Origin of the sequence: Streptomyces sp. NBC_00454, assembly GCF_041434015.1 — a bacterium.
In the GTDB taxonomy this organism is placed as follows: domain Bacteria; phylum Actinomycetota; class Actinomycetes; order Streptomycetales; family Streptomycetaceae; genus Streptomyces.
Genome location: NZ_CP107907.1, coordinates 6,041,013 through 6,057,943 on the forward strand (window position 1 = coordinate 6,041,013; position 16,931 = coordinate 6,057,943).

At 70.6% G+C, this 16,931-nt stretch carries 2 protein-coding genes; both read right to left on the minus strand.

Annotation, left to right across the window (positions count from 1 at the left end):
* Positions 1-95: 95 nt before the first annotated feature.
* Entirely contained in the window at positions 96-12,011 is an 11,916-nt protein-coding gene (locus OHU74_RS27845; RefSeq protein WP_371618394.1) for an amino acid adenylation domain-containing protein, read from the minus strand.
* Positions 12,008-16,729 carry an amino acid adenylation domain-containing protein gene (locus OHU74_RS27850; RefSeq protein ID WP_371618395.1) on the minus strand — a complete coding sequence of 1,574 codons (4,722 nt, stop codon included), beginning with the start codon at positions 16,727-16,729 and terminating at the stop codon, positions 12,008-12,010. Before OHU74_RS27850 ends, OHU74_RS27845 begins: the two co-directional genes overlap by 4 nt.
* Positions 16,730-16,931 lie beyond the last annotated feature (202 nt).

Here is a 16,931-nt window from a genome sequence, read left to right on the forward strand (position 1 = left end):
GGTACGCGAAGGGCCCGCGGGGACGTGGCGTACGGCCGGCCCGGCCGACGTGCCACCTCCCCGCGGGCCCGTGGATCAACGGACTCGCGTGCCGGTCACCCCTCGGAGGAGGGGCCCGCCAGCCTTTCGCCGAGTGCCTCCCCGATCAGCGCGAGGGCCTCGGGCCGCATCATCTCGTCATGGGTGCAGTTCAGCTCCCGGAGGTCCATCTTCTCGGTGAGGGCGGACTCCCACAGCTCCACGTCCGGAGCGGACTCCGGGCGCCCCTTGACCGCCCTGAAGAACAACACCTCGCCGTCGAAGGACCCGGGCGTGTGACCGCTGTCGATCACCATGTTGTTCCGGGTCACCCGGCCCACCCGCGCCAGGGTGTCGGCGTCGAAGTTGCCGAACAGGCCTCCCTGCTCCTCCAGCCGCTCCATCGCGGCGCCCACCGTCAACGGGCCGTCCTCCGGGTCGGATTCGGCGCCGGCGTACTTCAGCAGGGCGTCGAGCAGGTACTCGTCCGAAGGCGCAGGGGGCGTCCCGTCCTGCTCCGCGGGATAGGAGTCGAGCATGGCCAGCAGCTCCACCTCCTCGCCCGCCAGCTGCAGTTGCACGGCCATGGCGTGCGCCACCACGCCGCCGAAGGACCAGCCGAGCAGGTGGTACGGGCCCGACGGCTGGACCGCGCGCACGTGGGCCACGTACTCGGCCGCCATCTCCTCCAGCGTCTGCGGCAGTTGCTCGTCGGAACCCATCCCACGGGCCTGGAGCACGTGGATCGGGTGCTCGGCCGGCACCTCGCGCAGCAGTCCGGCATAGGACCAGCCGAGGCCGCTGACCGGGTGCACGCAGAACAGCGGTGCCCGGGATCCCGCCTTGCGCAGCGGCAGGAGGACGTCGAAGACGCCGCCCTCGGCGTCACCGTCGAGCCGCAGGGCCAGTTCGGCGACGGTGGGGGCCTCGAACAGGGCCCGGATCGGCAGCCGCACACCGAACACGGAGCGCACCTTCGCCAGCATCTTGACGATCATCAGGGAATGGCCGCCGAGGTCGAAGAAGTTGTCGTGCACCCCCACGTCCGCCCGGCCCAGGGCCTCCGCGAACAGACCGCACAGCAGCTCTTCCCGTGCGTTGCGGATCGGCCTGCTTCCGCTCCCCTCGGAGGCGCCGTCGCCCGGCGTGACCGGGGCGCCGAGTTCCGGCGAGGCCAGCCGCGCGGGCCGTCCTTCGATCTCCGGGACCTCGATGCCGCTCACGGGGACGGACGGGTCGGCGACCATCGCCTCCAGCACCCGCAGCAGCCGCTGGGCCAGCTCCTGCGCCGTAGAGCGATCGAACAGGTCCAGGCTGAACCCCACGGTGCCGGCCAGTGTGGCGCCGGCCTCGCCGTCGTGCTCGTCGAAGACGAAGGACAGGTCGAACTTCGCTGCTTCCATAGGTACTTGGAAGGGACGGGCTTCGATGCCGGGCAGGTCGATGGCGGCTCCGGAGACGTTCTGGAACTCCATGGTGACCTGGAAGAGGGGGTGGCGGGAGAGGGACCGGTCGGGGTTGACGACCTCGACGAGCCGCTCGAAGGGCACGTCCTGGTTGGCGTAGGCCGCCAGGTCGCGTTCCCGGACCCGCGAGATGAGCTCGGCGACGTTCGGGTCGCCCGACAGGTCGGTGCGCAGGACGAGGGTGTTGATGAAGAACCCGATCAGCGGATCGAGTGCCTCGTCGGTGCGGCCGGCGACGGAAGTGCCGAGGACGATGTCTTCTCCGGCGCCGAGTCGGCTGAGGAGCGTGGCGAGGGCGCTCTGGACGACCATGAACACGCTGGCCTGCGAGCTGCGGGCCAGGGACGCGAGGCCCTTGTAGAGCTCTGTGTCGACGGTGAAGGTGATGGCGTCGCCCCGGTAGGACGAGACTGCGGGTCGGGTTCGGTCGACGGGGAGTGCCAGTTCCTGGGGTGCGCCTGTGAGTTGTTCGCGCCAGTAGGCGAGTTGGTCGGAGATGGGGCTGTCGGGGTCGTCTTCGGAGCCGAGCACTTCGCGCTGCCACAGGGTGTAGTCGGCGTACTGGACGGCGAGGGGTTCCCACTGGGGGGACCGGCCCTCGGCTCGCGCGGCGTAGGCGGCCGAGAAGTCGCCGGCCAGGGGAGCCACGGACCAGCCGTCGCCTGCGATGTGGTGGAGCACGAACAGCAGCACGAACTCGTCACCCGGCAGGTCGAACAGGGTTGCCCGCAGGGGGGCCTGCGCCGACAGGTCGAACCCGCGACCCGCCTCGGCGGACAACGCCTCCAGGAGCGAGGTCTCGTCCGCCTGAACCACAGGCACATCGATATCGACATCGACGACGACCTGGCACGGTTCGCCGTCACCGGCCTCCGCGAACACGGTCCGCAGACTCTCGTGCCGGCCCACCACGTCATTCAGCGCAGCCCGGACCACGGCCGGATCCACCGCACCTGAAAGCCTGAGCGCGCCGGGGATGTTGTAGGCCGCAGATTCCGGCTCCATGCGGTTCAGGAACCACAACCGTCGCTGTGCGAACGACAGCGGAACCACTTCGGGTCGCTCCACCGCCTTCAGTGCCAGCCGTGCGCTCGGGGAACCGGAGACGCGCAGCGCAAGTTCTGCGACGGTCGGTGCTTCGAAGAGGGCTCGCATGGGGACTTCCGCTCCGAAGGAGGAACGGACGCGCGATACGAGGCGTGTTGCCAGGAGGGAGTGGCCGCCCAGCTCGAAGAAGTTGTCGTCGATGCCGACGTTGGGCAGGCCGAGGATCTCGGCGAACAGGCCGCAGAGGATCTCCTCTTGCGGGGACCGTGCGGTTCGGCCGCTTCCCGATCCGGTGAAGTCCGGTGCGGGCAGGGCGCGGCGGTCGAGCTTCCCGTTCGGTGTCCGAGGCAGCGAGTCCAGCACCACAACTGCCGCCGGCACCATGTAGTTCGGCAGTGACCGGCTTGCGAAGGCACGGATCTCCCCTCCATCGGCACCCGGCGCCACGACGTAGCCGACGAGCCGGCGGTCGCCGGGACGGTCTTCGCGGACCGTGACCACGACCTGGTCCACTCCGGGGCAGGCCGCGAGCGCGGATTCGACTTCGCCGAGCTCGATGCGGAAGCCGCGTACCTTCACCTGGTCGTCGACTCGGCCGACGAAGAGCAGGTTCCCGTCGGGCAGCCATCGGACGAGGTCACCGGTGCGGTACATCCGGTCGCCCGGTGCGCCGAAGGGGCAGGCGACGAATCGTTCGGCCGTCAGACCGGAACGGCCCCAGTACCCGCGGGCCAGACCGGCACCGGTGACGTAGAGCTCGCCCACCACACCGGGAGCCACCGGCCCCAGACCGCCGTCCAGCACGAACACCCGCGTCCCGACCACGGGACGCCCGATCGGTACCAGGCCTCCACCGACCAGCGGATCGCTCATCGACACACACACCGTCGATTCCGTCGGCCCGTAGGCGTTCACCATCCGCCGGCCCACCGACCACCGCTCCACCAGGTCGGTACCCGTTGCCTCACCTGCGACGATGAGGGTGGTGGAGGTCGATATCGTCTCGGGGGACAGGACGGCGAGGGCTGCCGGGGTGAGGATCGCGTGGGTGACGCCCTGGTCCGCGATCACGCGGACGAGGCTGGGGCCGGGCATGAGTTCCTCGGCCGAGGCCAGGACGATGGCCGCACCGCTGGTGAGCGCGATACCGATTTCCGAGATCGCGGCGTCGAAGCTCGGCGAGGCCATCTGCAGGAGCCGGCTGTCACTGTCGACACCGAATCCGGCGGCCTGCCCGCTGGTCATGTGGGCGATGCCGTGGTGTCCGACGACGACGCCCTTGGGGCGGCCGGTCGAACCCGAGGTGTAGATGACGTAGGCCGGGTGCTCGACCCGCAGCGGCTCGGGCCGCTCGGCGTCGACCACGTTCATCTCGGACTGCCCGGCGACGAGTCCGGCGATGGCGGGGTCGTCCAGGACCACCACAGCGGCCCCGCCGACGTCACCGACGTCCATGCCGTTCAGGGTCAGTACTACGACGGGTGCGGCGTCGGCGATCATGAACGCCATGCGGTCGGCCGGGTAGCCCGGGTCGACGGGTACGTATGCGCCGCCGGCCTTCACCACGGCCAGCAACGCCACCACCATGTCGACCGACCGTGGCATCACCACGGCCACGAACGATTCCGGGCCCACACCCAGGCTCACCAGGAACCGCGCCAGACGATTCGCCCGGGCATTCAGTTCCCCGTAGGGCAGCTCCAGATCACCGGCGACCGCCGCTACCGCGTCGGGCGCGAGTGCCACCTGGTGCTCGAACAAGGCCGGGAGGGTGGACGGCTCCACCGCCGGGCTGGTCTCGTTCCACTCCACCAGTACCCGCTGGCGCTCGGCCTCTCCCAGTACGTCGATGCTGCTCATGCGGGCGGTCGGGTCGGCGACCATCGCCTGGAGCACTCGTAGCAGCCGCTGGCCCAAGGCCTCGACCGTCGAACGGTCGAACAGGTCCAGGCTGAACTCCACCGTGCCGTGCAGCGTGCTGCCGGTCTCGCCCTCGCCCTCGCCTTCACCCTCGCGCTCGTCGAAGACGAAGGACAGGTCGAACTTCGAGGAGTCCGCCGGTACCTCGAAGTTGGTCGCTTCGACGCCGGGCAGGTCGATGGTGGCTTCGGGGACGTTCTGGAAGACCAGCATGGTCTGGAAGAGGGGGTGGCGGGAGAGGGACCGGTCGGGGTTGACGACCTCGACGAGCCGTTCGAAGGGCACGTCCTGGTTGGCGTAGGCGGCCAGGTCGGCTTCGCGGACGCGTGCGATGAGTTCGGCGACCTTCGGGTCCCCGGATACGTCGGTGCGCAGGACGAGGGTGTTGATGAAGAACCCGATCAGCCGGTCCAGGGCTTCGTCGGTGCGGCCGGCGACTGCCGTGCCGAGGACGATGTCCTCGCCGGCTCCGAGTCGGCTCAGCAGCATGGCGAGGGCGCTCTGCACGACCATGAACACACTGGCCTGCGAAGCCCGGGCAAGAGCTGCCAGACCCTGGTGGAGTTCTGCGTCGATGCTGAAGGTGACGATGTCACCCCGGTAGGAGGTCACCGTGGGGCGGGACCGGTCCACCGGCAGGATCAGCTCCTGCGGGGCACCTGTCAGCTGTTCGCGCCAGTAGGCGAGTTGGCCAGTGATGGGGCTGTCGGGGTCGTCTTCGGAGCCGAGTACTTCGCGCTGCCACAGGGTGTAGTCGGCGTACTGGACGGCGAGGGGTTCCCATTCGGGGGCCCGGCCCTCGGCCCGCGCCGCATACGCGGCCGAGAAGTCGCCGGCCAGGGGAGAGACGGACCAGCCGTCGCCGGCGATGTGGTGGAGCACGAACAGCAGCACGAACTCGTCACCGGGGAGGGCGAAGAGAACTGCCCTCAGCGGAGTGTCCACCGACAGGTCGAAACCGCGACCCGCCTCGGCGGACAACGCCTCCAACAGGCCCGCCTCATCGACCTGAACGACGGGCACATCCATCCGGACATCCACCAGGACCTGGCACGGTTCGCCGTCACTGGTCTCCGCGAACACCGTCCGCAGACTCTCGTGCCGGGCCAGTACGTCGTCCAGGGCGATGCGCACGACCTCCGGGTCCACGGCGCCGGTCAGACGCAGCGCACCGGGAATGTTGTAGGCCGCGGATTCCGGCTCCATGCGGTTCAGGAACCACAACCGCCGCTGTGCGAATGACAGGGGAACCACCTCGGGTCGCTCCACCGCCTTCAGTGCCAGCCGTGCGCTCGGGGAGCCGGAGACGCGCAGCGCCAGTTCGGCCACCGTCGGTGCCTCGAAGAGGGCCCGGATCGGGACCTCCGTGCCGAAGGAGGAACGGACCCTCGACACCAGGCGTGTTGCCAGGAGGGAGTGGCCGCCGAGCTCGAAGAAGTTGTCGTCCACGCCCACACTCGGCAGGCCCAGGATCTCGGCGAACAGCCCGGACAGGATCTCTTCCCGCGGGGACCGTGCCGCGCGGCCGCTTCCCGATCCCGTGAAGTCCGGTGCGGGCAGGGCGCGGCGGTCGAGCTTTCCGTTCGGTGTCAGAGGGAGCGAATCCAGGACCACGACTGCGGCCGGCACCATGTAGTTCGGCAGTGACCGGCTGGCGAAGGCACGGACGTCCCCTGCTTCAGTACCCGGCGCGACGACGTAGCCGACGAGCCGTCGGTCGCCCGGACGGTCTTCGCGGACCGTGACCACGACCTGGTCCACTCCGGGGCAGGCCGCGAGCGCGGATTCGACTTCGCCGAGTTCGATGCGGAAGCCGCGTACCTTCACCTGGTCGTCGACTCGGCCCACGAACACGAGGTTTCCGTCGGGCAGCCATCGGACCAGGTCACCGGTGCGGTACATGCGCTCGCCCGGTGCGCCGAAGGGGCAGGCGACGAAGCGCTCGGCCGTCAGGCCGGAGCGGCCCCAGTACCCGCGGGCCAGACCGGAACCGGCAAGGTACAGCTCGCCCACCACGCCCGGGGCCACCGGCCCCAGACCGCCGTCGAGTACGTAGACCTGTGCGTTGGACTGCGGACGGCCGATCGGCACCATGCCGTCGGGGAGCACCTGACCGGGTTCGATGCGGAACTCGGTGCAGTTGACCGTGGATTCGGTCGGGCCGTAGACGTTGCTGACCACCGCGTCGGGGTGCTGCTCACGCCACTTGCGCAGCGTCTCGCTGTGCAGGGCTTCGCCGCCGAGCAGCAGGTGTCCGGCCGGAGAGTAGCCCGCGGGCTGGGCCTCGAGCAGGGGCAGGTGGCTGGGCGTTGCCTTGAGGAAGGTGGTGGGCGTCTCGCTGAGGAGGGCCGCGGTCTGCTCGTCCTCGTCCTCCACGCTGGCCAGGACGATCCGCCCCCCGGACACCAAAGGGGTGTAGAGGGCGGTCACGGTCAGGTCGAACGAGACGGGGGAGTGGACCAGCGCGACGCCTTCGGCGGCGGGGTACGCCTGCCGGGTGTAGGAGAGGTAGTCCACGACGCTGCGGTTCTCGACGACGACGCCCTTGGGGCGGCCGGTCGAACCCGAGGTGTAGATGACGTACGCCGGGTGCTCGACCCGCAGCGGCTCGCGCCGCTCGGAGTCGGCCAGGTCCCCATCGGACTGTGCGGCAATAAGCCAGGCGCTGGCGGGGTCGTCCAGGACCACCACACCGGCCCCGCCGACGTCACCGATGTCCACGCCGTTCAGGGTCAGTACTACGACGGGCGCCGCGTCGGCGATCATGAATGCCATGCGGTCGGCCGGGTATGCCGGGTCGACGGGTACGTATGCGCCGCCGGCCTTCACCACGGCCAGCAACGCCACCACCAGGTCCACCGATCGTGGCATCACCACGGCCACGAACGACTCGGGACCGACCCCCTGTTCCACCAGGAGCCGCGCCAGGCGATTGGCCCGCGCGTTCAGTTCCCCGTACGACAGCTCCGCATCACCGGCGACCGCCGCTACCGCGTCCGGAGAGAGTGCCGCCTGGCGCTCGAACAGCGCCGGCAGGGTCGACGGCTCCACGGCCGAAGCGGTTTCGTTCCACTCCACCAGTACTCGCTGGCGCTCGGCCTCTCCCAGTACGTCGATGCTGCTCATGCGGGCGGTCGGGTCGGCGACCATCGCCTGGAGCACCCGTAGCAGCCGCTGGCCCAAGGCCTCGACCGTCGAACGGTCGAACAGGTCCAGGCTGTATTGCAGATGTCCGTTCAGGGCGATCGGGCCATCGGCGTCGTACGTCTCGGAGAAGGTCCACGCCAGGTCGTACTTGGTCGAGGTGGACTCGACCGCTTCCATCACGCTCTGTACGCCGGGCAGGTCGATGGTGGCTTCGGGGACGTTCTGGAAGACCAGCATGGTCTGGAAGAGGGGGTGGCGGGAGAGGGAGCGGTCGGGGTTGACGACCTCGACGAGTCGTTCGAAAGGCACGTCCTGGTTGGCGTAGGCGGCCAGGTCGGCTTCGCGGACGCGTGCGATGAGTTCGGCGACCTTCGGGTCCCCGGATACGTCGGTGCGCAGGACGAGGGTGTTGATGAAGAACCCGATCAGCCGGTCCAGGGCCTCGTCGGTGCGGCCGGCGACTGCCGTGCCGAGGAGGATGTCCTCGCCGGCTCCGAGTCGGCTCAGCAGGGTGGCGAGGGCGCTCTGGACGACCATGAACATGCTGGCCTGTGATCCGCGGGCGAGGGCAGTCAGGCCCTTGTAGAGCTCCGTGTCGACGGTGAAGGTGACGGCGTCGCCCCGGTAGGACGAGACCATGGGCCGGGACCGGTCGACGGGGAGTGCCAGCTCCTGCGGGGCGCCCGTCAGCTGCTCACGCCAGTAGGCGAGTTGGCCGGAGATGGGGCTGTCGGGGTCGTCTTCGGAGCCGAGTACTTCGCGCTGCCACAGGGTGTAGTCCGCGTACTGGACGGCGAGGGGTTCCCATTCGGGGGCCCGGCCCTCGGCCCGCGCCGCATACGCGGCCGAGAAGTCGCCGGCCAGGGGAGCCACCGACCAGCCGTCGCCTGCGATGTGGTGGAGCACGAACAGCAGCACGAACTCGTCACCGGGCAGGTCGAACAGCGTCGCGCGCAGGGGGGCCTGCGCCGACAGGTCGAACCCGCGACCCGCCTCGGCGGCGAGGGCATCCGGGAGACCTGCCGCATCCACCTGGACCACGGGGACTTCGACATGGCCGTCGACCACGATCTGGCACGGTTCGCCGTCGCCGGCCTCCGCGAACACCGTCCGCAGGCTCTCGTGCCGGCCCACCACGTCAGCGAGCGCGGCCCGCACGACCTCTGGGTCCACGGCGCCCGTCAGGCGCAGGGCGCCCGGAATGTTGTAGGCCGAGGATTCCGGCTCCATACGGTTCAGGAACCACAGGCGTCGCTGTGCGAACGACAGGGGAACCACCTCGGGTCGCTCCACCGCCTTCAACGCGAGCCGTGCGCTCGGCGACCCCGACACCCGTAGCGCCAGTTCGGCCACCGTCGGGGCCTCGAAGAGGGCCCGGATCGGAACCTCCGCGCCGAAGGAGGAACGGACCCTCGACACCAGGCGCGTTGCCAGGAGGGAGTGGCCGCCCAGCTCGAAGAAGTTGTCGTCCACGCCCACACTCGGCAGGCCCAGGATCTCGGCGAACAGGCCGCAGAGGATCTCCTCCTGCGGAGATCGTGCCGCGCGGCCGCTTCCCGTACCCGTGAAGTCCGGTGCGGGCAGAGCGCGGCGATCGAGCTTCCCGTTCGGCGTCAGAGGCAGCGAATCCAGGACCACAACAGCCGCCGGCACCATATAGCCCGGCAGCGACCGGCTTGCGAAAGCACGGACATCCCCTCCATCGACACCCGACCCCACGACGTAGCCGACCAGCCGTCGGTCGCCCGGACGGTCCTCACGGACCATGACCACGACCTGATCCACACCAGGGCAGGCCGCGAGCGCGGATTCGACTTCGCCCAGCTCGATGCGGAAGCCGCGTACCTTCACCTGGTCATCGGCCCGGCCCACGAACACGAGGTTCCCGTCGGGCAGCCATCGGACCAGGTCACCGGTGCGGTACATCCGCTCGCCCGGCCCGCCGAAGGGACAGGCGACGAATCGCTCGGCCGTCAGACCGGAACGGCCCCAGTACCCGCGGGCCAACCCAGCACCCGCGACATACAGCTCGCCCACCACACCCGGAGCCACCGGCCCCAGACCGCCGTCCAGCACGAACACCCGCGTCCCGACCACGGGACGCCCGATCGGTACCAGGCCCCCGCCGACCAGCGGATCGCTTATCGACACACACACCGTCGACTCCGTCGGCCCGTAGGCATTCACCATCCGTCGGCCCACCGACCACCGCTCCACCAGATCCGCACCGGAGGCCTCGCCTCCGACGATGACCGTGCGGAAATCGGGGAGTTCGAGGGGCGGAACGCCGGCCAGTGCCACGGGGGAGATCAGCGCGTGGGTGATCCGGGCCTCCGCGAGGAGGGCGCCGAGGTCTTCGCCGGCCAGGATCCCGGAGGTCGGAACGACGAGCACCGAGCCCGCCAGGAGGCTCATGCAGACCTCCAGCACCGAGGCGTCGAAGCTCGGCGAGGAGAACTGAAGGATCCGGCTCGTGGTGTCCACGTCGAACCGGTCGATCTCGGCCGCCGTGAGATGGGCGATGCCGTGGTGTCCGACGACGACGCCCTTGGGGCGGCCGGTCGACCCCGAGGTGTAGATGACGTAGGCCGGGTGCTCGACCCGCAGCGGCTCGCGCCGCTCGGCATCGGCCACATCGGCATCGGACCGTGCGGCGATCAGCCCGGCGGTCGTGGGGTCGTCCACGGCCACCACAGCGGCTCCGCCGACGTCACCGACGTCCATGCCGTCCAGGGTCAGTACTACGACGGGCGCGGCGTCGGCGATCATGAACGCCATGCGCTCGGCCGGGTAGCCCGGGTCGACGGGTACGTATGCGCCGCCGGCCTTCACCACGGCCAGCAACGCCACCACCAGGTCCACCGACCGTGGCATCACCACCGCCACGAACGACTCGGGACCGACCCCCTGGTCCACCAGGAGCCGCGCCAGGCGATTGGCCCGCGCGTTCAGTTCCCCGTACGACAGCTCCGTATCACCGGCGGCCACCGCCAACGCGTTCGGCGCGAGGTTCACTTGGCGCTCGAACAGGGCCGGGAGGGTCTGCGGCTCCACCGTCGGACCGGTCTCGTTCCACTCCACCAGCACCCGCCGGCGCTCCGCCTCCCCCAGTACGTCGATCGCCGAGACCGACTGGGCGGCGTCGCGGATCACCGAGGTGATGACCCGCACCAGCCGCTCCGCGATCGTCTCCACCTCGGCGCGGTCCAGTGCTCCGGACTGGTAGTTGAAGCGGAGGGAGAGCTGGGGCCCCGGCGCCATCACCAGTGCCAGGGGGTAGTGCGTGGCGTCGTGCGGGTCCACGGCGTCGAGGTGCAGATCGGTGCCGGGGATGGCGGAGTCGAAGGCGTGCGGGAAGTTCTCGAAGACCACCAGGGAGTCGAACAGGTCACCGATGCCGGCGCTCCGCTGGATGTCGGCCAGGCCGACGTACTGGTGCCGGGACATCCGCAGGCTCTGCTGCTGGAGGCGCTCCAGCAGCGGCAGTACCGGCTCCTCGGGGCGTACGCGGACCCGTACCGGGACGGTGTTGATGAACAGGCCGACCATCGACTCGGCGCCGGGGACCTCGGCGGGCCGGCCGGCCAGGGTGGTGCCGAAGAGGATGTCGGAGCGGCCGGTGTGCCGGGACAGCAGGATCGACCAGGCGCCCTGGATCACGGTGTTGGGGGTGAGGCCGTGCGAGCGGGCGAACGCGGAGAGTTCCTCGGTGAGTTCGGCCGAGAGCTCCACGACGTGGTTCAGCGGGGTCTTCTCCGCGTCGGCGGGGACGTCCGGGGCGAGCAGGGTCGCCTCTTCGACGCCCTCGAGCAGCTCGCTCCACGCGGCCCGGTGCGCCTCGGCGTCCTCGCGCATCAGCCAGGACAGGTAGTCGCGGTGCGGGACGGCGGGCGGGAGGTGCCGGCCGTCCGGGGCGGCGTACAGGCTGAACAGGTCCTCGATGAGCAGCGGCATCGACCACCCGTCGAGCAGGATGTGGTGGTTGGTGAGCAGCAGGACGTGGCTGTCCTCGTCCACCCGGATCAGTGTGAACCGCAGGAGCGGGGGAGTGGCGGGGTCGAAGCGGCGGGCGCGGTCCTCGGCGACCAGCCTCTCCTGCTCCCGCGGCCGGTCCGCCGGATCCAGGGTGCGCAGGTCGTGTTCGGAGAACTGCAGCGGGACGGTGCGGTGCACCACCTGGACGGAGTCGCCGTCGCGGCGGGCCCGGAAGCCCGCCCTCAGGCTGGGGTGGCGCTCCAGCAGCTTGGCCGCGGCCTCGCGGAGCTGCGGGACGTCGAGAGGGCCGCTCAGGGAGAGGGCGAACTGCACCGTGTAGACATCGGGGGCGTCGCTCTCGTCGTACTGCGCGTGGAAGAGCAGGCCGGCCTGGAGGGGCGAGAGCGGAAGGACGTCCTCGATCCGTGACTGCTTCACTGTGCGATCTCCCATTCTTGGGCCAACTCGTCTTCGAGCGCGTCGAGTTCGTTCTGGCTGAGGGTGTTCAGGGTGAGGTCGGACGGGGTCTGGACCGCGACGTCCGACTGCTGCGAGCTCGCGACGAGCGCTTCCAGGGAGCGCTGCCAGTGGTCCGCGAGGCGGCCGATCTCTTCCTCGGTGAACAGGGCCTTCGGCCAGGTCCACCGGGTGGTCAGCCGCCGTCCATCGGCCGCGTCCTGGACCATGACGTTGATGTCCAGTTGGTAGGCGGCGGGCATGGCGGGCTCTGTGGTCTCGCCGAGGGGTTCTTCGGGGGCCAGACCCCAGCTGTACGGGTCCTGGGCGGTGGAGTCGAGGCGTCCGAGGTAGTTGAAGCCCACGTCGGGCCCGGGCCGGGAGGCCAGCTCGCCGGCGGTGTCCTGGTTGAGGTGGCGCAGCAGGCCGTAGCCGATCCCGTCGGCCGGTACGGTCCGCAGCTGCTCCTTGATCTGCTTGAGGGCGTGGTCCGCGCCGTCGCCGCCGCGGGCCGCTGCCCGGGCGTCCGCCGGGGCGAGGCGAAGGGTCACCGGGTACAGCGAGGTGAACCAGCCGACGGTCCTGGACAGGTCGTGGGATTCCCGCAGCGGTACCCGGCCGTGGCCTTCGAGGGCCACGGTGAGCCGCCCTTCCTCGCGCCCGCCGGTGCTGCGCCACTGGGGGACGGCCATCATGAGGGCGGTCAGCAGGATGTCCGTGACGGCGCCGTTGATCCTGGAGGGCGCCGTGGTCAGGAGCGGTTCGGTCGTCGCGGGCGGCAGCGCCGTGTCCAGCGATGCCAGTGCGGCCACGGTGTCCCGGGCGGGGTCCAGCCGGGGGCCGCCCGGCTTCAGGGGTGCGGGCAGCGCGAGCGCGTCCTTCCATGCGGCCAGCTCCGCGAGCCGCTCCGGCGAGCGCGCTTCCTCCTCGAGCCGGCCGGCCCAGCTGCGCAACGAGGTGCCCGGTGCGCCGAGTTCCGGGGGAAGGCCCGCCGCTGCCGCCGTGTAGGCCGTCTGGAGGTCGTCCAGCAGGATCCGCCAGGACACGCCGTCGACCACGAGGTGGTGCAGGACCAGCAGCAGCCTGCCGGGCCGCGTGCTCCCGGCGTCGAACCAGACCGCCTGGAACATCACCCCGTCGTCCGGCCGCAGCCGGCCGGCCGCGCTCTCGCGGTGGGCGGCGATGGCAGCGGCGAGCGCCTCCTGGTCCAGTCCGGCCGCCTCGACGACGTCGACGACACCGGCCGGCGGGACGGTGAGGGGGCCGTCCGGGATGTGGAGCCGCCAGGACGGGGAGCGTTCGAGCCGGGCCCGCAGGACGTCGTGGTGTCCGGCCAGGGCTCGTACCGCGGTGTCGAGGTGATCGGCGCGGACGCCGACCGGGGTCTGGATCAGGGCGAACTGGCCGAACCTGTCGATGAGTTCGCCGCGGCCGCGGAGCCACTGCATGATCGGCGTCGCCGGGACGTCGCCGAACGGGTCCACCTCGTCCTCGATGTCGATCTCGGCGGCCGAGGCGTGCGGGGCGAGCGCTTCCACCGTCTTGTGGGCGAAGACCTCCTCGACCGTCAGGACGAGGCCCTGGCGGCGCGCCCGGGAGATCAGCCGCATGGCGACGATGCTGTCGCCGCCGAGGTCGAAGAAGTTGTCGGTGATGCCGACCGTCCCGAGGCCGAGCACCTCGGCGAAGGCCCGGCACAGGACCTCCTCGACCTCGTTGCGGGCCGCGGCCCCCGTCGCGAGGCCTCCGTAGTCCGGTGCGGGCAGGGCCCGCCGGTCCAGCTTTCCGTTCGCGGTGGTCGGCAGGTCGGGCACGAGCACCACGGCGGCGGGGATCATGTACTCCGGCAGCCGGTCGGTCAGCATGCGGCGCAGGTCGGCGGAGTCCGCGCTCCCGCCCGGCCGCAGGGTCGCGTAGCCGACGAGCTGCTTGCCGCCCGGGCCGTCCTCCCGCACGATCACCGCGGCCTGCGTCACCTCGTCCAGTTCGGACAGGGCCGCCGCGATCTCGCCGAGTTCGATGCGGAACCCGCGGATCTTCACCTGGTCGTCGGAGCGTCCCAGGAAGGTCAGGTTCCCGTCCTCGCGCCAGCGGGCCAGGTCGCCGGTCCGGTACATCCGCTCGCCGCGGTGGAACGGGTCGGCGACGAACCGCTCCCCGGTCAGTGCGCTGCGGCCCAGGTAGCCGCGGGCCAGCTGGACGCCGGAGAGGTAGAGCTCGCCGGGGACGCCCGCGGGAACGGGGCGTAGCGCGGCGTCGAGGACGTAGGTGCGGGTGTTCCAGACCGGCGCGCCGATCGGCACGCTGTCGTCCTCCACGCCCGGTATGCACTGCCAGGCGGTGACGTCGACCGAGGCCTCGGTGGGTCCGTACAGATTGTGCAGCGCCACCTCGGGGAACTCGGCGAAGAACTGGCGCTGCGTCTCCCGGGGCAGCGCCTCGCCGCTGCAGACGACGCGGCGCAGCGCGGGGAAGGTCTGGGCGAAGGGCGCCCGCGCCAGGAACGCCTGCAGCATGGAGGGGACGAAGTGCAGCGTGGAGATCCGCTGCGCCCGGATGATCTCCGCGAGGTACGCGGGGTCCTTGTGGCCGTCGGGCCGCGCCACCACCAGGGTGGAGCCCTCCACCAGCGGCCAGAAGAACTCCCAGACCGACACGTCGAAGCCCGACGGGGTCTTCTGGAGCACCCGGTCCTCGCCGGTGAGGCCGTACTGGCCCTGCATCCACTGGAGCCGGTTGACGATTCCGGCGTGCGGGACCACCACGCCCTTGGGGCGGCCGGTGGAGCCGGAGGTGTAGATGAGGTAGGCCGGGTGGTCCGTGCGCAGCGCGGTGGTGCGGTCCCGGTCGGTGGGGTCCGTCGCGGCGCACCGGGCGATCTCCGCCGCGGTCCGAGGGTCGTCGAGGCACAGGTGCGGACGGTCGCCGGCGGGCAGCGCCTGCGCGAGGCCGGCCGTCGTCAGGACCGCCACCGGCCGCGCGTCCGTGAGCATGTACGCGATCCGGTCGCGCGGATGCCCGGGGTCCACGGGTACGTAGGCCGCTCCGGACTTCAGGGTGGCCAGCAGGCTCACGACGAGGTCGACCGAGCGGGTCAGCCCCACGGCGACCCGGTCCTCGGGGCCGACTCCCAGGGCGATGAGGCGGTGCGCGAGCCGGTTCGCCCGGGCGTTCAGTTCCCGGTACGTCAGCGTCTCTTCTTCGAAGACGAGGGCTTCGGCCTGCGGCGTACGGCTCACCTGGGCCTCGAACATGGCCGTGAGGGTGGAGAGGTCGCGGCCGGTGTCGTTCCATCCCTGGAGGAGGGTCCGGCGTTCGGCGGGGGTCGCCACCTCGATCTCGCCCAGGGTGCGCTCGGGCGGGGAGCCGGTGAACTGGACCAGGAGGTGTTCGAAGCGGGCGCCGTGGCGGTCCAGGTCACCGGGCGCGTAGACGTCGCCGTTGGCGTGCAGGTCGATGGCGAGGCCGTCGCGCCCCGGACGGCCGTCGACGACGAAGGTCATGTCGTCGTTGGGTCCGACGGTGAGGCTGTGCGACACCGTCTCGCAGCCCGGAATCGAGAAGTCCGTGTCGAACATCAGGAAGTTGACCTGCGGGCCCACGAGGCGGCGGCCGTCGCTGACGAGCTTCAGCTCGCGGCGCATGTCCTCGTAGCGGTAGCGCTGGTGCTTCACCGCGCCGTGCATCGCGTCGGACGCGGCCTTGACCAGCTCGGCCACGGTGCTCGTGGACCGTACGGGTATGCGCAGCGGCAGGACGTTGGAGACCATGCCCGGGGTGCGCTTGGCGACCCCCGCGCGGCGTGCGGCGACCGGCAGTCCGAGGACGATGTCCGAGCTGCCGGTCATCTTCGCCATGTACAGCGCGATGGCGGCCACGGTGACCACCACCCAGCTCGAGTTCGTCTCCCGGGCCAGCCCGTGGAGGCGGCCGGTGACGGAATCGGGGAGCTGGCCGGTGCGTCGGAGGAACGAGGACGGCATCGAGGGCTGCTCGCCCGAGAGGCTGGCCGGCTCGGGGCGGTCCGCGAAGAGGCCGAGCCAGTACGCGCGGTCGGTCTCGAAGGCCTCCGAGGCGCGGTACGCCGCGTCCGCCCCGACGAGGTCGGCCAGGCCGGCGAACTCCCGGCGGGGGTCGCAGGCCGGGCCGCCGGTGAGTTCGCGGTAGATCTCCGCGACGCGGCTGGCGACCAGGCCCCCGCTGAAGCCGTCGAGGACGATGTGGTGGGCGCGGTAGTACCACTGGAGCCTGTCGCCGCCGAGGTCGACGAGCGCGAACAGGTACAGCGGGTCGCGAGCGGGATCCACCGCCTTGCGCGCATCGGCGAGCATCCACTCCAGGGCGGCCGCCTCCGGGTCCGCCGCGGCGCTCACGTCGACCCGCTGGACCTGCTGGGGCGGTGCCGGTTGCACGCGCTGCACCGGCTCGCCGTCCCGCTCGTGGAACGTGGTCCGCATGGCCTCCGCCTCGCCCAGAACCCGGCGCAGGGCCTGGGCGAGTGCGGTCCGGTCGACCGGCCCCCGAATGTCGATGTATTCGGCGATGTTGTAAATGGCGTTGTCCGGGTCCAATCGCTGAGCGAACCACATGCCACGCTGCGCTGCAGTGAGATCAATGGTTTCAGCAGGCACTGCTGACATGGTTGTTCCCTCCGTCGGAATTCTCGACACCGGTCTCTCAGTTCGCCGGAACTCATCCATTCGGCATCAAAGCGAGACTAGGTGTTGAGCATGCGGAGGCCCGGCTTGATTCCAATACTTAAAAACGGTTCGCCCGCGGGGCGGAGCCCGTCGAGGGCGTGGCCCGCGATATCGAAGTATTCACAGTGGGATCGAGAACGCCCCCCGGCCTGCGTACCGTCATGCCGATGCCGGCTGACTACCGGGACGGGTCCCTCCGTCG

Bases quoted from the DNA above. Each gene is read 5' to 3' on its own strand.
- OHU74_RS27850 (WP_371618395.1), bottom strand. From the start codon at position 16,729: ATGGATGAGTTCCGGCGAACTGAGAGACCGGTGTCGAGAATTCCGACG.